Source organism: Bacillus sp. FJAT-29937 (genome assembly GCF_001509555.1).
Classification (GTDB): domain Bacteria; phylum Bacillota; class Bacilli; order Bacillales; family Cytobacillaceae; genus Cytobacillus.
In genome coordinates, this window is sequence record NZ_LMAS01000002.1 from 110,661 (window position 1) to 133,654 (window position 22,994).

Here is a 22,994-nt window from a genome sequence, read left to right on the forward strand (position 1 = left end):
TTATTTAAAAATGTAAGCGTTTCATTTATAGGCATGATGGTATTTTTTAAAATAACGAAGGGGGTAATTATATGCCGATTCCTGCTAATTATTCCACTCCTATTCGGATGTCCGCAAAAAAGCGTGCCTACTCCCAAATTCTAGAATGGATTATTGACGGGACTTTGCATCCTAAAGAAAAGTTGAATGATGCGGATCTTGCGAAAAGCTTAGGCGTAAGCCGAACTCCTATTAGAGAGGCTTTACAGCTGCTCAGCTTTCAAGGGTTTGTTGAAATGTACCCAGGAGTGGGAACTCAAGTTACATCAGTTAATCAAGAGGATATTAGCAAAATCTTGCCGCCATTAGGTGCCCTGCAAGCTTTAGCTACTGAATTGGCGGCACCGATTATTAGTCAGGAACAGATTGAATCTCTTCGTGAACTTAATCATCAATTTGCAGAGGCTGTAAAATCAGGTGATTCCTACAAGGCTTTAAAGCTGGATGAAGAATTTCACAAAGGCATTGTCGAGGTAACCGACAATTCGTATATCACTAGTACCGTTTCAAATCTTCTGTCACATGTGCGCAGGCTTTATTTTCACAACTCCATTATTCTAACTCCGAAGTCTATTGAGGAGCATGAAGCTATATTGAAGGCGCTTGAAGAGAAAAATAAAGAAGAAGCCGCCAGCATTGCCCGAAACAATATCGTTAAGGCTATTGAGATATTCTACTCCATACAGGAAAATAAAAAATAGAAAAATAGTAGCCTGCCGTTATTTTGGCAGGCTTTTGTATTTGTTCCATAGGTGAATCCACGCAAAAATCCCTCCCCTTTTTCATATAAATAGTACCTTCCTTATATATTTAAAAAATAATCGAATATCCGTTCGCATATTAGTGGTTAGATTTCATTGCTTTGTGGTAGAATGTTTATAGAATGTTTTACGTTCTTTTATATATTTAACCAGCTTAGATAACAAATACCCCTTACACCTGCTTAGAGGATGTTAGGTTTTTTAATAGAGAAGAAAAAACGGGAGGCTTTTTATGAAGGACCAATTTACACTAGTCTCAAAATATACTCCCCAAGGAGATCAGCCAGAAGCGATTAAACAGCTAGTAAAGGGGCTTAAATCCGGCAAAAAGCATCAAACATTACTAGGAGCGACTGGGACAGGAAAGACGTTCACGATTTCAAATGTGATCCAAGAAATTAACCGGCCAACTCTTATCATTGCTCATAATAAAACACTTGCTGGCCAGCTATACAGTGAGTTTAAAGAGTTTTTTCCAAATAATGCGGTTGAATATTTCGTTAGCTACTATGATTACTATCAGCCGGAAGCCTATGTTCCGCAGACAGATACATTTATTGAAAAAGATGCGAGTATTAATGATGAAATTGATAAGCTTCGCCATTCAGCGACTTCTTCGTTATTTGAACGGAAAGATGTCGTTATTATTGCCAGTGTTTCTTGTATTTATGGTTTAGGTTCGCCGGAGGAATACCGGGAGCTCGTTCTGTCTCTTCGAACAGGGATGGAGATTGAGAGAAATCAGCTTCTCCACAGACTCGTAGATATTCAATATGAAAGAAATGATATTGCTTTTCAGCGCGGGACTTTTCGTGTGCGCGGAGATGTAGTGGAGATTATCCCGGCATCAAAGGATGAGCGCTGTATTCGTGTGGAGTTTTTCGGGGATGAAATTGACCGCATTCGCGAGGTGGATTCACTGACAGGCGAAATTATCGGGGACCGCGAGCATGTAGCGATTTTTCCAAGGTCCCACTTCGTTACTCGTGAGGAAAAAATGCGTGTGGCGATTCAAAGCATCGAGGAAGAGTTGGAAGTCCAGCTGAAGGAAATGCGAGAAAATGATAGGCTTCTCGAGGCTCAGCGTCTGGAGCAGCGGACTCGGTATGATCTAGAAATGATGAGAGAAATGGGCTTTTGCTCCGGAATCGAAAACTACTCAAGACATTTAACTTTAAGGCCTCCGGGTTCTACTCCATATACATTAATGGACTTTTTTCCTGAAGATCTGCTTATAGTTATAGATGAGTCCCACGTCACCCTCCCGCAAATTCGCGGAATGTATAATGGGGACCAGGCGAGAAAATCGGTGCTGGTGGAACATGGCTTCCGCCTGCCTTCAGCATTAGATAATCGACCTTTGACGTTTAATGAATTTGAAAACCATATTAATCAAATTGTCTACGTATCTGCAACTCCTGGCCCATACGAGATTGAGCACACACCTGAAATGATTCAGCAAATCATCCGGCCGACTGGGCTTCTTGATCCGATCATCGAAGTTCGGCCGATTGAAGGGCAAATTGATGATTTAATCGGAGAAATCCATGACCGAATCAAGCGGAATGAGCGCGTTCTTATTACAACCTTAACAAAAAAAATGTCAGAAGACTTAACCGATTATTTAAAAGAAATCGGCATTAAGGTGCAATATTTGCATTCTGAAGTGAAGACATTGGAGCGAATTGAAATTATTCGTGAGCTGCGCCTTGGTACTTATGATGTTCTAGTTGGGATCAACCTTTTAAGAGAAGGACTTGATATTCCGGAAGTTTCATTAGTGACCATTCTTGATGCAGACAAGGAAGGCTTCCTTCGTTCTGAGCGTTCACTTATTCAGACAATCGGCCGGGCAGCACGTAATGCAAACGGCCATGTAATCATGTACGCGGATAAAATGACAAACTCAATGGAATTAGCGATTAGCGAAACAAAACGACGCCGTTCCATTCAAGAAGAATACAATGAAAAGCATGGCATCACTCCTCAAACGATTCAAAAGGAAATCCGTGATGTCATCCGTGCCACCATTGCTGCGGAAGATCAGGAAGAATATAAAGCATCCGCGAAAATTGGCAAGATGAATAAGAAGGAAAGAGAAAAACTCATTCAAGTGATGGAAAAAGAAATGAAGGAAGAAGCAAAAGCACTTAATTTTGAACGTGCTGCAGAACTTCGTGATTTGATTTTAGAGCTGAAAGCGGAAGGATGACGTATAAATGGCGATGGAAAATATCATTGTAAAAGGCGCCAGAGCACATAATCTGAAAAATATTGATGTCACCATTCCGAGGGATAAATTAGTTGTGTTGACAGGGCTTTCTGGATCTGGGAAGTCCTCACTTGCCTTTGACACGATTTATGCAGAAGGGCAGCGCAGATATGTGGAATCCTTATCTGCCTATGCACGCCAATTTCTTGGACAAATGGACAAACCCGATATTGATGCCATCGAAGGTTTGTCTCCAGCCATTTCGATTGACCAAAAGACAACGAGCCGAAATCCCCGCTCGACTGTTGGAACCGTGACGGAAATATATGATTATTTAAGATTATTATTTGCAAGAGTAGGGCGTCCCACATGTCCTAATCATGGGATCGAAATCTCTTCACAGACGATCGAGCAGATGGTGGACCGCATTCTTGAATACCCGGAGCGAACAAAGCTTCAAGTGCTTGCCCCGATTGTTTCTGGAAGAAAAGGCACACATGTGAAAGTATTAGATGAAGTAAAGAAGCAAGGGTTTGTCCGGGTCAGAGTGAATGGAGACATGCTTGATCTTGGAGAGGAAATCGAGCTTGAAAAGAATAAAAAACATTCCATTGAGGTAGTCATAGACAGAATTGTTGTGAAAGAGGGCGTTTCTGCTCGTCTGGCTGATTCAATTGAAACAGCTTTGAAGCTTGGAAGCGGAAAAGTGCTTATTGATGTGATTGGCGAAGAAGAGCTGCTGTTTAGTGAAAATCACGCCTGCCCTCATTGTGGATTTTCGATTGGGGAGCTAGAGCCACGGATGTTTTCCTTTAACAGCCCATTCGGAGCTTGTACTGAATGTGATGGGCTTGGGTCTAAGCTCGAGGTCGATGTGGATTTAGTTATTCCTAATACGGATTTATCTTTGCGCCAGCATGCGATTGCACCATGGGAACCTACAAGTTCACAGTACTATCCACAGCTGCTGGAGGCCGTTTGTACCCATTATGGGATTGATATGGACGTTCCGGTAAAGGAAATTCCTGAGCATCTCCTTGAGAAAGTTTTATATGGCTCTAATGGAGAAAAGATCTTTTTCCATTATGAGAATGATTTTGGACAAGTTAGAGAAGGGCTCATTGAATTTGAAGGGGTTATCCGAAATGTCGAGCGCCGTTATAAAGAAACAAGCTCTGACTATATTCGTGAGCAAATGGAAAAATATATGGGCCAGAAGCCTTGTCCAGCATGTAAAGGCTATCGGTTAAAAAAGGAAACACTTGCTGTTCTCGTTTCTGGTCAGCATATCGGAAAAGTAACAGAGCTGTCCGTAGAGGAAGCCTATCATTTTTTTGAACATCTGAAACTATCTGAAAAAGAAATGAAAATCGCCCATCTGATTTTTGGCGAAATTAAAGAACGTCTTGGCTTTTTAGTCAATGTAGGTCTCGATTATCTGACTTTAAGCCGTGCAGCTGGAACGCTGTCAGGAGGGGAAGCTCAGCGAATCCGGTTAGCTACTCAAATTGGTTCCCGATTAACTGGTGTTCTTTACATTTTGGACGAGCCTTCGATTGGCCTGCATCAGCGTGACAATGACCGCTTAATTGACACGATGAAAAATATGCGTGATATCGGAAATACGCTAATTGTCGTTGAGCATGACGAGGATACGATGATGGCCGCAGATTACTTAATCGATATTGGCCCAGGTGCGGGCGTCCACGGCGGAGAAATTGTTTCTGCCGGAACCCCAGAGGAAGTTATGAATGATCCTCAATCTTTGACGGGTCAGTACCTTTCGGGGAAAAAGTTCATTCCGCTTCCGGTCGAGCGCCGAAAAAATGATGGTCGGTTTATTGAAATTAAAGGGGCAAAGGAAAATAACCTGAAGAATGTCAGTGTCAAAATTCCGCTTGGCACATTTATTTCAGTAACAGGTGTTTCAGGGTCTGGAAAGAGTACATTGATCAATGAAATCCTTCACAAAACCTTGGCGCAAAAGCTCAATAGAGCGAAGACAAGACCTGGGGAGCATAAGGAAATAAAGGGGATTGAGCATTTAGATAAAGTCATCGATATTGACCAATCGCCAATTGGCCGGACTCCGCGCTCAAATCCAGCTACGTATACGGGTGTGTTTGATGATATTCGTGATGTCTTTTCAGTAACAAATGAAGCAAAGGTCCGCGGCTATAAAAAAGGCCGTTTTAGCTTTAACGTAAAAGGCGGACGCTGTGAAGCCTGCCGCGGAGATGGAATCATCAAAATTGAAATGCACTTCCTGCCTGATGTTTATGTCCCATGCGAGGTTTGTCATGGCAAACGTTATAATCGGGAGACACTGGAAGTTCAATATAAAGGAAAAAATATTTCCGAAATTCTTGAAATGACGGTAGAGGATGCGGTTGTATTTTTCGAAAACATTCCAAAGATCAGCCGTAAGCTTCAAACGATTTATGATGTCGGACTTGGCTATGTAAAGCTTGGGCAGCCAGCCACCACTCTTTCCGGCGGTGAAGCTCAGCGTGTCAAGCTTGCCTCGGAACTGCATCGCCGTTCAACTGGCCGTTCTCTTTATATTCTGGATGAGCCGACAACCGGGTTGCATGTTGATGATATTTCTCGCTTGCTCGTTGTCCTGCAGCGACTCGTAGAAAACGGAGATACCGTTCTCGTCATTGAACATAATTTAGATGTCATTAAAGCAGCAGATTACATCATCGATCTCGGACCAGAGGGCGGAGACAAAGGCGGAACGATCATCGCCACGGGTACCCCCGAACAGGTTGCCGAAGTCCCAGCCTCCTATACAGGAAAATATCTAAAGCCAGTCTTAGAACGTGATCGACTAAGAATGAAAAAGCAAATCGAAGAGAAGGAAGCTAGTGTATCGAATGTATAGCTAGTTTAGGAGGCAGTACTGTATTTTATGCAGTACTGCTTTTTTCTATTATGTTGGGAGGGTTATGGTGCTTGTTTTCTAAGTGAGATTCCTGAAACAAGCACTATGACTTGTTCATAGTGCTTGTTTTTCAATGAGGATGCCTGAAACGCGCACTATGACTTGTTCATAGTGCTTGTTTTTCAATGAGGATGCCTGAAACGCGCACTATGACTTGTTCATTACACTCGTTTACCAATGGAAATACCTGAAACACGCACTATGATTCGTTCATAACACTCGTTTACCAATGGAAATACCTGAAACACGCACTATGATTCGTTCATAACACTCGTTTTTCAATGAGGATACCAAAAACGCGCACTATGACCCGTTCATAGCACTCGTTTATCAAGGCGAAGTCCCGAAACGCGCACTATGACTTGTTCATGACTCTCGTTTTCAGAGAAGGGGTCGCTAAACACACACTATGACTCATTCATGGCACGCGTTTCCGAACGAAAAATCCCCAAACACCCACCATAAATTTACCCAAGCCCAATTAATCAAAAATTAATCCAATGATAACGCATTGTAATCCAATAGAAACGTTCGTGTAAATGTATTCCGTTATAATGGGGCCAGGGACAACTCTATCCGTATTAAAATTGAGGAGGGTTCACTTGGAAGCATATTTGGAGAAATCTTTAGAAGAGTGGAAAGAGGATATTTCGGAGGTACTCGACCAGATCAATGTTGAGTATGAAGAAATTATGAAGGAATTAAAGGTTTATACGTATAAATATGGCATCACGAAGCAGGTCATCCAATCGACTGTTAACGAAGAAATCATTGAAAATATCCGTGAACGTTATCATAAGCCGTTTGAAGAAAAATACAACGAGCTGCGAGAGTACATAAAGGACCTGGATGAAAAACGAAAGGTATTTCAAATGTTTGTCCATAAAATTGATGAAGTAAAAAGAAAAGAAGCCCCTAGAATCGACTTAGTGGCTGCCTTTAAGTAATTCAGAACGTTAATCTGCGATCCCATAAGTTCAGAAAGCCGTCTAAATAAAAGACGGTTTTTTATTTTGCTCCAAAATACAAAAATTTCATAAATGAGTCTGTAAAAAGTGAAACCTTCTCTATCCGTTTTCGTAAATAGTGGGAAAGGAGCTGTTGGCAATGGAGACGAGTAAGGTTTTATCAGGACTCAGTTATTTAAGTGTATTGTTTGCTGGGATTCTTTTTCCGCTTGTTTTATTTTTTGCAACGGAAGATCAAAGAACGAAGTATCATGCGAAAAAAGCGTTTTTGTCTCACCTCATTATACTGATCCCGGTCCCAGTGATTGTTTATGCAGCGATTACCCAGATAGGGATAAATCAATCAGAGTTTCCGATCTTGTTTATCGGGAGTGTCCTATTTACCGTTATTCTTGGTCTCATTGTGGCAGTTTGGAATATTATTAAAGGCATCCAGATTTTTACGGGAAACAATTTTTAGCATAAAAATAAACATATTTGGCTGGAGGGAACGATATGCAAGCTGAACGCAAACGGATACTTAAAATGGTGGAAGATGGCAAGCTGACTGTGGAAGAGGCTCTTTTTCTATTAGAGGAGCTTGAGAAAACAGGTAAATCTGCAGAAGGAACAAAGGGTGACCTTTTTCAGGAGCTTTCTACGGCTGTAAAATTTGAGGAAGCGAAAAAAGAAGAGCCTTTCAATTACAAGTTTCAATCTGCAAAGGATAAAATTTTGGATTTTGTCGACTCGGCTTTCAAAAAAATTAAAGATATGGATTTGGACTTTAACTTCGGTCAATCTGTAGAATTAACACATATATTCCAACAAGGGGATGTTTCCTTTAAGGATGTAGATGTGGATATTGCGAATGGGAAAATGGAGGTTGTGCCTTGGGGCCAGAAGGATGTCCGAATTGAGTGTAAGGCGAAGGTGTACCGGGTAGAATCTCAGGAAGAAGCGCGACGGAACTTTTTAAATGATGTTACCTTTGCGATTGAAGGTCAAAAGCTTCGTTTCGCTACACAGCAAAAGTGGATGAAAGTGGATGCGGTTATTTACATTCCTCAAACAGAATATGATAAGGTAAAGATTCGCCTGTTTAATGGATCCATCGACAGCCAGCAATTAACGGCAAATACCTTTAAAGCCAAAACGGCAAATGGAAAAATCTCCATTCAAAATATGAATGGCAAGTATACGGAAGTCGAAACCGCTAATGGACAAATTACCATTCAAAAAAGCCATATTGAACAAATCGAAGTCGAGACGCTGAATGGGGCAATCCATGTGGATGGCGCTTATGAAAAGATCGATCTTCATTCGATAAATGGCGATGTTTTCTGCGCGGTTCAGGATGGAAAATGTGATGTCATTGATGCGAAGACTGTGGCAGGGAAAATTGAATTGCAAGTTCCCAATCAATTAACAGTGAATGGAGAATTAAAAACAAATTTCGGAAGCTTGCATGTGAATCTAGACGGGATCCAAATCGTTGAGGATAAGAGCGATGTGATTCAAAAAGTGCTTCGCTTTCAATCCGTTAATCAGTCAGAACAGTCTTTACGGCTAAATGCAGAAACGAAAACGGGTGCTATTCATATCAATAAAGCAAAATCAGTTGATTTTTAAACATAGAAAGCTTAAATGACGGGGTGTTTTAATATGAGATGGGTTGCAGGAATACTAATTAATGCCATATTGTTTGTGGCAATCGCAGGTTTTTTAGATGAATCCTTTTACGTATCGAGCTTCGGTGCAGCTGTTGGGGCAAGTGCAATCCTCTCGATATTAAATATCCTCGTTCGGCCGATTTTAATTATTTTAACACTGCCGGTCACTTTAGTAACGCTTGGGTTATTTCTGTTTGTCATCAATGCGGCTACACTGATGATTACGGACGACATTATGGGAAGCTCATTTGAAATCGCGGGTTTCGGAACGGCTTTGCTTATGGCCGTGGTCATGTCCATTGCGAATCTAATCATTCAAAAAGCAGTGCTTGAGCCTGCTAAAGATAAATAAAGAGAGGCTGAGCCATTGGACGGCTCCTGATAGAAGACAAATTATTTGTCCGCAATTAGGGGAATCCATTCCATGGTCAGCCTCTTTTCCTTATTCGAAAAAAATGAACGGTGAATATCCAAGCTTTTTTAAAGCCTCTGCCAGTTCGTCTGCGTTTTTCTTTTCCTTAAAGGCACCGACCTGGACTTTATAAAGTCCATTTTTTGCTGGTGGCTCAGATTCAGTTGGACTTTCTTTAATGGTGTTGCTATTGGCATTTAATTTGAGGCTGTATTGATCTGCGAGAGCCTTCACGATTGCCTCGGCACACGTCTTCCGGTAGGTTTCGGATCGCAATAAGGAGGCTTCGTGGCGGTTTGTCATGAAGCCACATTCCGTTAAAACAGCCGTCATATTTGTTTCCCTGAGAACGTGAAAATCGGCAGTTTTGACCCCGCGGTTGCTTAAACCTGTAGCAATGACTAAATTCTTTTGGATTTTCTGTGCAAGCTCATAGGATTCCTTAGGCTTTCCAGGATTCACATAGGTCTCGATCCCATTTGCGGCATTCCAATCCGTTCCATAGGCATTTGCATGAATCGCCACATACACATCGGCTTTTAGCTCATTCGCTCGATCTGTCCGAGCTTTAAGAGGGACGTCCTGATTATCTGAGTGTGCAAAATAGACAGTCGTATTTTGATAGGCTTCTAGGAGGGGCCGTGCATAATTGGCTACTGCCCTAGTAAATTCATACTCCTTCATACCATCCGGGCTGCGTTTTCCAGCTGTATTAAAACCATGTCCCGCATCCAGTATTATTTTCATTCCGCAACTCCTTCCTATTTTTCTCGAAAATGCTGCATTCGGTAAAAAGAAAGCTATCCACCCTTATGATATGAATGAAGGCCAGAAAAGGACATGGGTTAGGGATGAAATGGAAAAAAGAGACAGCTAATGATGCCATCTCTTCTTGAAGTTCTATACTAGTTTCAATGCTTCCTCATCGGCAATAATGGTGAAATTCGGGTGGTTCTTTAGCGCGGATGCAGGAATGCTTTCGTCAATCTCCCCGTTGATCAGCTGGCTAATCGTTTTCGCTTTCGACTTTCCTGAAGCAAGCAGAATAATTTCCTTACTTGCCATTATCGTGGCAATTCCCATTGTAACGGCATGAGTAGGGACTTCCTCAAGAGAATTGAAAAATCTTGCATTCGCTTGCCGTGTATCTTCCTCAAGCTCAATCATATGGGTTTTACTAGTGAAAGGCGTGCCTGGCTCATTAAAACCGATATGCCCATTTTCACCGATGCCAAGCAGCTGTAATCCGATTCCTCCGATGGATTCAATCAAAGCCTCATATTTTGCACATTCCTCGTGCATATCCTCTGCCATCCCATCAGGCAGATGTGTTTGGGAAGGCGGGATGTCAATATGGTCCAAAAGCTGTTCCTTCATAAAATAATGGTAGCTATTCGGATCATGTTCATCAATTCCAACATACTCGTCCAGATTGACGGTTGTTATTTTTTTATAGGAAGTCATGTGTTGGACATGGTCCTCGATCAGCCTTTGGTAAACCCCAATTGGAGTACTGCCAGTAGCAAGACCAAGTGTTATTTCGGGATTATTTCGGATTCGGTCAATCATGATTTCCGCTGCTTTCAAGCTCATTTCTTCATAGCTGGTGGTTCTGATGATTTTCATTCGGTTCCTCCTTAGGTGTCATTGATTCTTATTCATATTCTTGATTCTGTTTTTACTAGGAAGATTGCCACCAAGAATAACTTTCATTCATTTTTGAAAATTTTTATAAAAAATCAAAATATTTATCATGTATCATATTCATTTTATTATAAAATCATTTATATCATGCTGTCTATTTTGAAATGGAAAAATGAGCGCGAACAAGCGTATTTTTTCTCCTGTTTCAGATTGAAGAATTTGGTTCTTTATTAAAAAGTGCTAAAATAGGTGTTAGGCTAAAAATTTCTTTTCGTATGTGAACAAGATGATCTAGGATATGCAGCAATGGGGGTTACATGCATGGCAGCTCCACCCCTTTTCAATAGGAGGTAATGGGAATGGCAAAGGTCTGTACTAAAGACATTGTAGATAAATTTGGCCTTGAGTTAATTAGTGGAGAAGATGGGATCAACCGGCCGATTACTACGAGTGATATTTGCCGGCCAGGCATTGAAGTAGCGGGATATTTCGAATTTTATCCGGCAGATAGAATCCAATTGATTGGAAAAACAGAGCTTACGTTCACGGAAAAGTTAAGAGTAATCGAGCGTCAGCTTCGCTTTGAACGGTTATGCACAGACATTACACCTGGGATTATCATCTCAAGAGGCCTTGAGGTTCCTGAAGAGTTGATTGTCGCTTCGAAGCGGGAATCAGTCCCTCTCTTAAGAACGACCCAAAAAACAACGAGGTTTTCTAGTTTGCTAACGAATTATCTTGAAAGTAAGCTAGCTCCGACAACGGCCGTCCATGGCGTACTTGTCGATGTGTACGGGGTCGGCGTGCTCATTACGGGGAAGAGCGGGGTCGGTAAAAGCGAAACGGCTTTAGAGCTTGTAAAACGCGGACATCGGTTAGTGGCTGATGACTGTGTGGAAATTAGACAGGAGGATGAATATACCCTTGTCGGCACTTCACCCGAACTAATCGAGCATTTATTGGAAATTCGCGGTCTTGGGATTATTAATGTGATGACATTGTTTGGAGCAGGGGCTGTTCTAAGCAATAAACGGATCTCGATCGTGATGGACCTAGAGATATGGGATTCAAAAAAGCAATACGAACGGCTTGGGCTGGATGAAGAGAAAATGAAAATCATTGATCTGGATGTTCCTAAGCTCACGATTCCGGTTCGACCCGGCCGAAACCTGGCCGTTATTATTGAAGTGGCAGCGATGAACTACCGCCTGAAACGGATGGGCGTCAATTCCGCAGAGCAATTTACTAGCCGCCTTGCCGACATTATGGATGGCAGCAAGGAATAAGCTGAGGTGGCAGGTACTTTTCGTGGACAATTTCGCTGGATTTTTATATTTTGTTTGTTCCACAAGTGGACATGTTTGAAAATAGCCCCCACCTGATGGATTACCGCACTTATTCATGTTTTAATCAGTGAAAAAATTGAACGATTAAAGGAGCAATGACAATGGAATCAATGATACAGCCGCTTAACCCGGTTGCGATTTCTCTCGGGCCGCTTGAGGTTCGCTGGTACGGGATTATTATCGGCGTCGGCATTGCCTTGGCCTTAATACTAGTAATGAGGGAAGCGGAGAGAAGGGGATTGCATAAGGATCTATTTGCAGATTTATTGCTTTTTGCCATTCCGATTTCGATTATTTCGGCGCGAATCTACTATGTTATTTTTCAATGGAGCTATTATAGTCAAAACCCAGGCGATATTATAAAAATCTGGGAAGGCGGCATCGCCATTCACGGAGCTTTGATTGGAGCTGTGATCACCGCCATCATTTTTGCCAAAAAGCGAAAGGTTTCATTTTGGAAGCTCGCAGACATTGCGGCCCCTAGTATTATATTAGGGCAGGCTATTGGCAGATGGGGAAACTTTATGAACCAGGAAGCCCATGGCGGAGAAGTGACTCGATCTTTCCTTGAAGGCTTGCATCTGCCGGAATTCATCATTAATCAAATGTATATTAACGGGGCTTACTATCATCCTACTTTTTTATATGAATCGCTTTGGAACTTTGCCGGAGTGGCTATTCTCATATTATTAAGAAGAGTTAACCTGCGCCGCGGCGAGCTATTTCTTAGCTATGTCATTTGGTATTCAATCGGCCGCTTTTTTGTCGAGGGACTGCGTACAGACAGTTTAATGCTCACTGAGCAGCTGAGAGTGGCACAAACCATTTCAATCGTCCTGATCGTGGGTGCCATTATTTTGCTAGTATTAAGACGGATGAAAGGGTATGCGAAAGTGCGTTATTTGGATAATGGTGCATAAGTAACTCGGAGCTGACCGATATATTGAAAAAGTGACCGATAAAAAGGGGAAACAGGCCGATATATGACCGGAACTGACCGATATATTTTAACCAAAGAGAAAAGTCATTCAAACAAAAAGGGAGAAGAGAAATGTTACTTGAATCGTCCAAAAAGGGGATAAAGGTCGGCTTAAAGACAACTTGGACTTTGGGAAAAGTTATCTTTCCCGTCACATTAATTGTCGCTATTCTACAGCATACCCCTGTCCTGCCATGGATCATCAAGCTGATCACACCGCTGATGAATCTCCTTGGCCTGTCAGGTGACGCAGCCATTCCTATCGTTTTGGGGAATATACTGAATCTTTACGCGGGAATTGGAGCCATTTTAACATTGGATTTAACAGTCAAAGAAGTATTTATTATCGCAGTTATGCTTTCCTTTTCTCATAACCTGCTGATTGAGTCCAGTGTAGCCGCGAAAGTTGGTGTGAAGCTCTGGATCATTGTGGCGGTTAGAGTTGGATTAGCGATTATTTCGGCTATCGTCATTAATTTAGTTTGGCATGGTGGTTCGGAAATAGCGAAATATGGGATGATTCCGGCAAAGGAAGAGGAGCTTTCCGGCTGGGCAGCCATTCTGCTGGATGCACTGCAAAAGGCGGGGCTGGGCATATTGCAGCTTGCCATCATAGTCATTCCGCTCATGGTCGCCATTCAATTTTTGAAGGATTTAAACTGGCTGGCCGTTTTTTCAAAATGGATGGCGCCTGTTACAAGAGCGCTGGGGATGAAAGAAAATACCTCAACCACGCTGGCTGCTGGGTTATTATTCGGCCTAGCCTTCGGAGCGGGAGTCATGATTCAAGCGGTGAAAGAGGACGGGGTCAGCAAAAAGGATGTTACGATTGCGTTTATATTTCTGGTCGCCTGTCATGCCGTTGTGGAAGATACGTTAATATTTGTCCCTCTCGGCATACCAGTGCTTCCCCTTCTGCTTATCCGTTTGGGAGTTGCGATTTTATTAACATTAATTGTTTCATTCATCTGGAACCGAATTGATTGGGATAAAAGAAAGGAAACCGTATATGAGCACACAAATTAATACAATCTTATTTGATTTAGACGGAACATTAATCGATACAAATGAACTAATCATTTCCTCTTTTTTGCATGTGTTAGGAAGCTATTATCCGGATCGCTATAAAAGGGAGGATGTTTTGCCTTTCATGGGCCCTACACTCAGAGAAACATTTGAAACAGTTAATCCCGAAAAAGTCGAGGAAATGATTGAGGCCTACAAGAGTTTCAATATCACGAATCATGACCTGCTCGTCAAGGAATTTCCGGGCGTCTTTGAAACGATTCGCGCTTTAAAGGAAGCTGGCTACAAAATCGGGATTGTCACAACGAAGGGGATGATCACCGTAAAAATGGGCCTTGCTCTAACGAAGCTTGATCAATTTTTCGATGTGGTCGTTGCTTTAGATCATGTTCAAAATCCGAAGCCTGATCCGGAGCCGATTTTCAAAGCATTAGAGCAGCTCGGAGCAAAACCGGAAGAAGCGATGATGGTTGGCGATAATTCCCATGATATTTTAGGTGGGAAAAATGCGGGCACCCAAACGGTAGCCGTTTCGTGGAGTTTAAAGGGAAGACAGTTTTTAGAAGGATTTAACCCAGATTATATGATCGATCATATGGAAGATTTACTTGATATTTTAAAGGTTGAAAAAGGATGAGGAGAACGGAACGCTTTCCGGTAGAGGGAGGCAATTCCCTTTGGCATGTGTATAAAACCGTTCCGTTCTGGAAGGTAGTAAAAAACTTCGCTGTCATCCAGCTGGCTCGCTACACCCCTTTCCTAGGGATGAAAAACTGGCTGTATCGCACGTTCCTGCGGATGAAGGTTGGTGATCAAACGTCATTTGCCCTTATGGTGATGCTTGATGTCATGTTCCCTGAAAAAATCAGTGTCGGCCGGAATACGGTTATCGGCTACAACACAACGATTCTCGCACACGAATATTTGATTAAAGAATACAGGCTGGGGCCGGTTGAAATTGGCAGTGAAGTGATGATCGGTGCCAATTCCACAATCCTTCCGGGTATAACGATTGGCGATGGAGCCATCGTGTCAGCAGGTACACTCGTTCATAAAGATGTCCCAGCAGGCTCCTTTGTCGGTGGAAATCCCATGCGGATTATCTATACACAGGAAGAAATGGAAAAACGGTGGGCAGACGATCCGATATATGGGGGAATAAAATAAATAAAAAAAGCTCCGGTAAGCCTCTTTGGCTGCCGGAGCTTTTTGTTGTCAGTCATAGATAAAAAAATCTATTCACAGGACAAATTGTGACAAAATATTTTATTTGCACATGTCATAATTATCACAAAATTATGTAAATTCATAATATTTGTGACACTATAATAAAATAAGAAATTTAAAGCAGGTGTGAATATGAGTAAAAAACCTATTCTTCAAATAAAGGATTTAAAGGTATCGTTTCAATCAGGAAAAAAGTTTGTACCAGCAATTGATGGAGTCAGTTTCGAATTGAACGAGGGAGAGATTTTGGGGATTGTTGGAGAATCAGGAAGCGGGAAAAGTGTAACCTCATTAACAGCGATGGGATTGATTCCTTCTCCTCCAGGTAAAATTGAAACCGGCGAAATTATTTTTGAAGGAAAGGATTTAAAAAATATCTCTGAAAAAGAATGGAGAAAAATCCGAGGAAATCAAATTTCGATGATTTTTCAGGAGCCAATGACTTCACTGAATCCCCTTTTTACAATTGGAAACCAGTTAACTGAGGCTATTCGTTTACATACTGCAACATCAAAAAGTGCGGCAAAGGCTAGAAGCATAGAACTGCTTAAGCTTGTTGGAATCCCCAGAGCAGAAGGAATTCTCTCAGAGTATCCGCATCAGTTATCCGGCGGAATGAGACAAAGAGTGATGATTGCGATGGCGATGGCCTGCAATCCGAGGGTGCTAATTGCGGACGAGCCAACAACTGCTCTTGATGTAACAATCCAGGCACAAATTCTTGCGCTTATGAAGGATTTAAACGAAAAAACGAACACATCGATCATTCTCATCACTCACGATTTAGGGGTAGTTGCAGAAATTTGTGAACGAGTGATTGTCATGTACTCCGGCCAAATCGTTGAGCAGGGGGATGTTCGAACGATTTTGAAGAATCCTCAGCATCCATATACGAAGGGTCTGTTGAAATCAGTGCCTGATTTAAGAGGGAAGAAAGACCGACTTTATAGTATTCCAGGAAATGTACCGACACCCGGAACGGTGCATAAAGGATGTAGGTTTGCGGCAAGGTGTTCGGAGGTATTTGACCGCTGCCATGTAGAATCCCCTGAATTAAATATAATGGAAACGGATGGGCATAAGGTCCGATGTTTACTACATACATTGAAGGGAAGGAGTGATGAACATGTCGGAGTTACTTCTTGAGGTTAATGGCCTGAAAAAGTATTTCCCGATAACGGGGGGGATTTTAGGCAGGAAAAAGGGAGAAGTGAAGGCTGTCGATGATGTTTCTTTTTATGTGAATAAGGGAGAGACTCTTGGAATCGTTGGTGAAAGCGGTTGCGGGAAATCGACAACAGGAAGACTGCTCATGCGATTAATAGAAGCAAGCGACGGCAGGGTTGTTTTCGAAGATAAAGAGATTACGAGTATGAGTAAATCAGAACTTAGAAAGACGCGCAGGGATATCCAAATGGTATTCCAAGACCCATATGCATCATTGAATCCGCGCCATTCAATTGAGCAGATACTGGAGGAACCATTAATTGTACATGGCATCGGTACGAAAGAGGAACGAAAAAAGCAAGTGAAGGAGATGCTTGAAGTTGTTGGCTTAAGCAGCTACCATGCGAAAAGATACCCGCACCAGTTCAGCGGTGGGCAGCGTCAGCGGATTGGAATTGCTAAAGCTCTCATGACCAGGCCCAAGCTTATTATTGCAGACGAGCCTGTTTCAGCACTCGATGTTTCGATCCAAGCCCAAGTTCTTAACCTAATGAAAGATATCCAAAAGGAATTTCAGCTTACATATATATTTATCGCCCATGATTTAGGGGTTGTCCGTCATATTAGCAACCGGGTTGGTGTAATGTACTTAGGCAGATTAATAGAGTTAGCCGAAAGTGAAGAATTGTATGAGAATCCGAAGCATCCCTATACACAGGCACTTCTTTCTGCGGTTCCTATACCGGATCCTGATATGAAGAGGGAAACAATATTAATTCAGGGCGAGCTTCCAAGCCCTTCAAATCCGCCATCAGGATGTGCATTCCATACTCGGTGTGCACAGTGTATGGATATATGTAAAACGACTAGACCAGAGGAACACAATCTAAACGGTCATTATGTTGCATGCCACTTGTATAACAAGTAGCAAGCAGCACTTATGATATAAAAAAAATTGGGGGAAAATGCACATGAGGACAAAGACTTTCAAAATGCTGCTGATTTCTATATTAGCCATTAGTATGTTTCTAGTTGGCTGCAGCGGAAAATCAAATGAACCTGCTGGAAGCACTGAAAGCACTAAAAGCACTGACAGCGGCAACAGCGGCAGCGACGAATCCGCGAAAAAAGACACACTCGTTTATGGACGTAGCGGAGATTCTGTTTCTCTTGATCCAATCTCAACAACAGAAGGTGAAACATTCAAAGTAACGGAAAATATCTTTGAAACATTATTGGAGTATGGTGATCAAGATACTACGGTTAATCCAGGGCTTGCGGAAGAATGGTCAGTTACTGATGACGGTTTATCTTACACTTTTAAACTTCGCAAAGGTGTAAAATTCCATGATGGCACTGACTTTAATGCAGAAGCGGTTGTATTTAACTTTAATCGCTGGATGAATGGGAATGAGGAGAGCTTCCCGTACTACTCAATGTTTGGCGGATATAAAGGGGAAGAGGGGCACGTTATTAAAGAAGTGAAGGCTGTTGATGATTATACTGTTCAATTTGATCTAACTAGACCACAGGCTCCGTTCCTTAAGAACATTGCGATGTCACCGTTTGGAATAGCGAGTCCTGCAGCTGTTGAAAAGTATGGAGATAAATTCAGAGAAAATCCAGTTGGAACGGGTCCGTTTAAATTCGTTGAATGGAAGCAAAATGACAGGATTACAATTGAAAAGAATACAGAATACTGGAAAGATGGCTATCCAAAGCTAAATAAAGTGATCTTCCGTGTAATACCAGAAAACACTGCTCGTCTGAACGCTCTTGCAAATGGCGAGATTGACTTAATGGATGGTCTTAATAATTCAGATGAAGCAACTGTATTAGGCAATGACAATTTACAAATTATCGAACGTCCATCTATGAACGTTGGGTATATCGGTTTAACAACAAATCGCAAGCCATTCGATAATAAGCTTGTTCGTCAAGCTATTAACCATGCAGTTGATAAGCAATCGATTATTGACGCGTTCTATGGAGGAAAGGCAGACGCTGCAGTTAACCCGATGCCATCTTCCATTGAAGGCTACAATGAAGCAATCGAACCATATCCATATGATTTAGAAAAAGCGAAAGCATTGCTAAAAGAAGCAGGTTATGAAAATGGATTTGAAATCGATCTATGGGCAATGCCTGTCGCACGTCCATATATGCCTGAGGCACAAAAGGTTGCTGAGCTTATCCAAGAAAGCTTAAGCAAAATCGGTGTTACAGCCAATATCCAATCTGTTGAGTGGGCAACGTATTTAGACAAAGCGGCAAAAGGTGAGTTTGATATGTTCATGCTTGGCTGGACAGGGGACAATGGGGATCCAGACAACTTCCTTTATACTTTGCTAGACAAAGATAGCATCGGAAGCAATAACTATGCTTATTACAGCAATGATGAGCTTCATGATATTTTGATTCAAGCTCAAACAGAGCCTGAACAAGAAAAGCGTAATGAATTATACAGAAAAGCGCAAGAAATCATCCATGATGATGCACCATGGGTTCCGCTCGTACACTCAACGCCATTATTAGCAGCTGCGAAAGACGTGGCAAATTACTTGCCGCATCCAACTGGCTCTGAAGCATTAACAAACGTGGAATTTAAATAATAATCATGAAATGGGGAGGGGATTTTCCCTCCTTATTTTAGTAATAAAAGAGGTGACAACCAATGCTTACATATACGGTACGCCGTGTTTTTTCATTAATACCAGTATTATTTGGAATGACACTTATTGTTTTTGCCATTATTCATGCGATTCCTGGTAACCCTGCACAAATCATTCTTGGGCAAAGGGCAACGAAGGAATCAATCGCGGTATTAACGAAAGAACTAGGTTTGGACAGACCCTGGTACTTACAATATTTTGAGTATCTTAATAACCTGTTACATGGTGACCTTGGAACCTCACTAAGGACAAGGGGGCCTATAAATGAGGAAATATGGCCTTTCTTGGCAGCGACGTTTGAGTTAACAGTCGTTGCTATGATTATTGCCGTTTTTATTGGTGTGAATGCAGGGATTATCAGTGCTTGGTTCTCGAAATCGTGGTTTGATTACGTTGCAATGGTCTTTGCACTTATTGGGGTATCCATGCCGATCTTTTGGCTGGGGTTAATGATGCAATGGGGATTTTCTAACGAATTAGGCTGGTTTCCAACGACAGGAAGAGAAAATGTAAGGGACCCAGTATCCTCCATTACCAATTTGTATTTATTTGATACGTTAATTCAAGGAAGATTTGATCAGTTTACAACAGTTTTAAAACATCTAACCTTGCCGAGTCTTGCTCTTGCGACTATACCGATGGCCATTATTGCAAGAATGACGCGTGCCACGATGCTTGAGGTTATGAATTCCGATTACATTCGTACGGCTAGAGCCAAAGGTTTAAGAATGTTCTGGGTCGTTTATAAGCATTCATTAAAAAATGCGGTCATTCCAGTTCTAACTGTAATTGGTTTGCAAACAGGGCTGCTTTTAGGCGGAGCGATTTTAACGGAAACGATATTTGGCTGGCCTGGCATTGGCCGGTATTTATATGATGCAATCGGGTACAGAGATTATCCAGTTATCCAGTCAGGTATATTAGTGATTGCAGCCATTTTTGTTTTGATAAACTTAATCGTTGACCTGTTATATGCAGTCGTTGATCCAAGAATTAAATATACCAAATAGGAGGAATTGTTAATGGCTGAACTTGCAAAAAATACGGCAAATACTACGCCAATTGCTTCTGAAGAAAAGCTCATTCCTCCTTGGAAGGAAGCTTGGCTGTCATTTTGTAAAAACCGATTGGCTTTAGTTGGTTTAGGAATTGTTATCTTTTTTATTATTTTAGCGATTATCGCTCCCTATATCGCTCCGTACAGCTTTAGGGACCAGGTTATAGCAGAGAGAATGCAAGCCCCCTCCAGCCAGCATTGGTTTGGCACTGATGACTTCGGCCGGGATATTTTTTCACGTGTTCTATATGGAGCAAGAATCTCCCTTTGGGTAGGATTTTTCTCAGTGTTAGGCTCAGTCTTTTTCGGGACCATTCTTGGAATTATCGCTGGTTATTATGGTCGTTGGGTAGACGCCATTATTTCAAGAATTTTTGATATCATGCTTGCATTTCCGAGTATTTTATTGGCCATTGCAGTAGTGGCAATTTTAGGCCCATCATTACAAAATGCACTAATCGCAATTGCGGTTATAAACATCCCGAACTTCGGAAGACTTGTTCGGTCAAAGGTGCTAAGCGTGAAGCAAGATGAATATATTATGGCAGCACGCGCAGTAGGGATGAAGGATACTCGAATTCTTTTTCGTCATATTTTGCCGAATAGTATTTCCCCTGTTATCGTTCAAGCAACACTTGCGATTGCCACCGCTATTATAGAGGCCGCTGCATTAGGATTCCTTGGAATGGGCGCGCTGGCTCCAACCCCAGAGTGGGGGAAAATGCTTGCCGATTCTAAAAACTATATCACACAAGCCCCTTGGACATTAATTTTCCCAGGGCTGGCTATTATGCTGACTGTATTAGGATTCAACCTAATGGGAGATGGACTTCGAGATGCCCTCGATCCGAAAATGAAGCAATAAGATGGGGACTCTATTAGAGAGTCTCTATTTTTTTGTACAAAAACCCTACTTCAATTTTCGATATTGCTCGAAAATTATAGTTATTAAATGGTTGACGTAAGTGATGATAAGCGATAAAATAATCTTTATCTTACTACCATATTAGCGAACTAAAGCATTTAGCTATTTTAGATATGAGGTGAACGGATTTGAGCCGCTTGTTTATGTTTGAAAAGCCTTTAGGGATGAGAGATACACTGCCGGATTTGTTTAATCGGAAGCGGAAGGTAAGAGCTTCGATTGAGGAAGAAATGGAGCGCTGGGGCTACCAGTTTATTGAAACTCCAACACTAGAATACTATGAAACGGTCGGGTCGGCTTCAGCCATATTAGATCAGCAGTTATTTAAATTGCTGGACCAAGAAGGACATACACTTGTCCTTAGACCAGATGTGACAGCGCCAATCGCACGGGTTGCCGCTTCGCGTTTATTAAAAAATGATCTGCCTATCCGCCTCGCTTACACAGCCAATGTGTTTCGCGCCCAGCAAAGAGAGGGCGGCCGGCCGGCGGAATTCGAACAAATTGGGGTCGAATGTATTGGCGATTATACGATCAGTGCGGATGCAGAAGGGCTCGCATTAATTATAAGCTCATTACAGGAAGCAGGGCTTGAGGATTTTCAGCTTTCTGTTGGCCATATCGGATTTGCCCGCACACTTTTTCTGCAAATTTTAGGAACAGAAGAAAGAGTCGATGCGCTGACGAGATTCTTATATGAGAAAAATTATGTCGGCTACCGGGAGCATGTGAAGGGGCTTGGCCTCTCTTCGATTGATAAACAGCGGTTGCTTGATTTTCTGAAGCTTAGAGGCGGAGCAGAAGTGATTGAAATGGCTTATAGTCTGCTTGAGAATGACTTAGGCAGAGAGGATGTTCTGCAGCTCCAGCAGCTATTTGAAATGATGGGAGACTATGGGCTTGAAGAAAAAGTGAAATTTGATTTAACGCTCGTCAGCCATATGAGCTATTATACGGGAATCCTTTTCGAGGTCTATGCGGGGAAAGTTGGATTTCCGATTGCTAGTGGCGGCCGTTATGACCAATTATTGCAAAAGTTCGGGAAGGAAACTGGAGCCACTGGTTTTGCCATTCGAATTGATCGCCTGCTTGAGGCCCTTGAGGACGAAGAAGTGGGATCGCAAGCCAGCTGTATTTTATTTAGCCCGGAACGGCGAAAGGAAGCGTATCAGGTTGCTAAGGAGCAACGAAATCTTGGGAAAAGAGTGGTTTTACAAGATATCAATGGGGTGAAGGACATTGATCAATGTACGAATCAATATGAAGATATCACCTTTTTAGTTGGCAAAGCGGGGAGGGAGACAGGGATATGAAGGATGTTTTAACCATTGCGATGCCTAAGGGGAGAATTTTTGAAGACGCGGTTGAACTGCTTCGTCAAGCCGGATTTCGTCTCCCGCCGGAGTTTGATGATTCAAGAAAGCTGATTATTGATGTGCCGGAAGAAAGCTTTCAGTTTATTTTAGCAAAGCCTATGGATGTCCCTACTTATGTGGAGCATGGTGTGGCAGACCTTGGAATTGCAGGGAAGGATGTCATGCTTGAGGAAGAACGGGATGTTTACGAGCTCCTTGATTTAAAAATTAGTGCGTGCTACCTCGCTGTGGCAGGACTACCGAATACGAAAATGAATAACGTAGCCCCTAAGGTGGCAACGAAATACCCGAATGCTGCGGCCGCTTATTTCCGTGAGCAAGGGGAGCAGGTTGAAATTATTAAGCTGAACGGTTCAATTGAGCTAGCGCCATTAATTGGCTTGGCGGATCGAATTGTTGATATTGTTTCAACAGGAAGAACATTAAAGGAAAACGGACTGGTTGAATATGAGCGGATGGTAGACATCACCTCGAGATTAATCGTTAATCCTGCGAGCTTCCGAATGAAGGATGAACGGATCAGTGAGCTTGTTGAACGTTTAAGCGAAGTGAAAAGATTGCAGAGCTTTGATGCCCTCTAAGGA

General features: G+C 42.2%; 21 protein-coding genes. 19 read left to right on the plus strand and 2 right to left on the minus strand.

Annotated features, from left to right (window positions below; all coding sequences use genetic code 11):
• Nucleotides 1-71: 71 nt before the first annotated feature.
• From AR328_RS04245 to AR328_RS04275, 7 genes are all read left to right on the plus strand, one after another.
• On the plus strand, nt 72-740 hold the full coding sequence (locus AR328_RS04245) for a GntR family transcriptional regulator (RefSeq protein WP_066290515.1): 669 nt from the start codon (nt 72-74) through the stop codon (nt 738-740).
• Between the two features lie 292 nt (nt 741-1,032).
• A complete protein-coding gene (uvrB, locus tag AR328_RS04250; RefSeq protein WP_066290517.1) occupies nt 1,033-3,012 on the plus strand; it encodes an excinuclease ABC subunit UvrB in 1,980 nt (659 codons plus the stop codon).
• Nucleotides 3,013-3,019: 7 nt separating this feature from the next.
• Nucleotides 3,020-5,899, plus strand: coding sequence for an excinuclease ABC subunit UvrA (gene uvrA / locus AR328_RS04255; RefSeq protein WP_066290518.1), 2,880 nt, complete (start codon nt 3,020-3,022; stop codon nt 5,897-5,899).
• 662 nt (nt 5,900-6,561) lie between these two features.
• Entirely contained in the window at nt 6,562-6,906 is a 345-nt protein-coding gene (locus tag AR328_RS04260; protein WP_066290520.1) for a hypothetical protein, read from the plus strand.
• Between the two features lie 160 nt (nt 6,907-7,066).
• On the plus strand, nt 7,067-7,387 hold the full coding sequence (locus tag AR328_RS04265) for a DUF4870 domain-containing protein (RefSeq protein ID WP_066290522.1): 321 nt from the start codon (nt 7,067-7,069) through the stop codon (nt 7,385-7,387).
• Nucleotides 7,388-7,422: 35 nt separating this feature from the next.
• Nucleotides 7,423-8,538 carry a DUF4097 family beta strand repeat-containing protein gene (locus tag AR328_RS04270; RefSeq protein WP_066290525.1) on the plus strand — a complete coding sequence of 372 codons (1,116 nt, stop codon included), beginning with the start codon at nt 7,423-7,425 and terminating at the stop codon, nt 8,536-8,538.
• 33 nt (nt 8,539-8,571) lie between these two features.
• Nucleotides 8,572-8,931 (plus strand): phage holin family protein, encoded by a 360-nt coding sequence (locus AR328_RS04275; protein ID WP_066290528.1) that lies wholly within the window; start codon nt 8,572-8,574, stop codon nt 8,929-8,931.
• 90 nt (nt 8,932-9,021) lie between these two features.
• On the opposite strand, the gene AR328_RS04280 is transcribed toward AR328_RS04275, so the two are convergent.
• Together AR328_RS04280 and nagB are read right to left on the minus strand one after the other, a co-directional pair.
• On the minus strand, nt 9,022-9,738 hold the full coding sequence (locus AR328_RS04280; RefSeq protein ID WP_066290535.1) for an N-acetylmuramoyl-L-alanine amidase: 717 nt from the start codon (nt 9,736-9,738) through the stop codon (nt 9,022-9,024).
• Nucleotides 9,739-9,891: 153 nt separating this feature from the next.
• Nucleotides 9,892-10,617 carry a glucosamine-6-phosphate deaminase gene (nagB, locus tag AR328_RS04285; RefSeq protein ID WP_066290540.1) on the minus strand — a complete coding sequence of 242 codons (726 nt, stop codon included), beginning with the start codon at nt 10,615-10,617 and terminating at the stop codon, nt 9,892-9,894.
• A gap of 377 nt (nt 10,618-10,994) precedes the next feature.
• Between nagB and hprK the strand changes: the two genes are divergently transcribed.
• The 12 genes from hprK (at nt 10,995) to hisG (ending at nt 22,991) form a co-directional block, all read left to right on the plus strand.
• Nucleotides 10,995-11,921, plus strand: coding sequence for an HPr(Ser) kinase/phosphatase (hprK, locus tag AR328_RS04290; RefSeq protein WP_066290544.1), 927 nt, complete (start codon nt 10,995-10,997; stop codon nt 11,919-11,921).
• Nucleotides 11,922-12,082: 161 nt separating this feature from the next.
• On the plus strand, nt 12,083-12,901 hold the full coding sequence (gene lgt / locus AR328_RS04295) for a prolipoprotein diacylglyceryl transferase (protein ID WP_066290547.1): 819 nt from the start codon (nt 12,083-12,085) through the stop codon (nt 12,899-12,901).
• 131 nt (nt 12,902-13,032) lie between these two features.
• Nucleotides 13,033-13,986, plus strand: a complete 954-nt coding sequence (locus AR328_RS04300; RefSeq protein ID WP_066290552.1) for a nucleoside recognition domain-containing protein — start codon at nt 13,033-13,035, stop codon at nt 13,984-13,986.
• A complete protein-coding gene (ppaX, locus tag AR328_RS04305) occupies nt 13,970-14,623 on the plus strand; it encodes a pyrophosphatase PpaX (RefSeq protein ID WP_066290556.1) in 654 nt (217 codons plus the stop codon). Before AR328_RS04300 ends, ppaX begins: the two co-directional genes overlap by 17 nt.
• A complete protein-coding gene (locus AR328_RS04310) occupies nt 14,620-15,153 on the plus strand; it encodes an acyltransferase (RefSeq protein ID WP_066290563.1) in 534 nt (177 codons plus the stop codon). The genes ppaX and AR328_RS04310 overlap by 4 nt, the downstream gene beginning before the upstream one ends.
• Before the next feature lie 192 nt (nt 15,154-15,345).
• On the plus strand, nt 15,346-16,359 hold the full coding sequence (locus tag AR328_RS04315) for an ABC transporter ATP-binding protein (RefSeq protein ID WP_066290566.1): 1,014 nt from the start codon (nt 15,346-15,348) through the stop codon (nt 16,357-16,359).
• Nucleotides 16,340-17,308, plus strand: a complete 969-nt coding sequence (locus AR328_RS04320) for an ABC transporter ATP-binding protein (protein WP_066290574.1) — start codon at nt 16,340-16,342, stop codon at nt 17,306-17,308. Before AR328_RS04315 ends, AR328_RS04320 begins: the two co-directional genes overlap by 20 nt.
• A gap of 43 nt (nt 17,309-17,351) precedes the next feature.
• Nucleotides 17,352-18,992, plus strand: a complete 1,641-nt coding sequence (locus tag AR328_RS04325; RefSeq protein ID WP_066290576.1) for an ABC transporter substrate-binding protein — start codon at nt 17,352-17,354, stop codon at nt 18,990-18,992.
• A gap of 62 nt (nt 18,993-19,054) precedes the next feature.
• A complete protein-coding gene (locus AR328_RS04330; protein ID WP_066290578.1) occupies nt 19,055-20,062 on the plus strand; it encodes an ABC transporter permease in 1,008 nt (335 codons plus the stop codon).
• Between the two features lie 12 nt (nt 20,063-20,074).
• On the plus strand, nt 20,075-20,974 hold the full coding sequence (locus tag AR328_RS04335) for an ABC transporter permease (RefSeq protein ID WP_066290589.1): 900 nt from the start codon (nt 20,075-20,077) through the stop codon (nt 20,972-20,974).
• A gap of 188 nt (nt 20,975-21,162) precedes the next feature.
• Nucleotides 21,163-22,347, plus strand: a complete 1,185-nt coding sequence (locus tag AR328_RS04340) for an ATP phosphoribosyltransferase regulatory subunit (protein ID WP_066290591.1) — start codon at nt 21,163-21,165, stop codon at nt 22,345-22,347.
• Nucleotides 22,344-22,991: an ATP phosphoribosyltransferase gene (hisG, locus tag AR328_RS04345; protein WP_066290595.1), complete on the plus strand. Its 648-nt coding sequence runs from the start codon at nt 22,344-22,346 to the stop codon at nt 22,989-22,991. The genes AR328_RS04340 and hisG overlap by 4 nt, the downstream gene beginning before the upstream one ends.
• Nucleotides 22,992-22,994 lie beyond the last annotated feature (3 nt).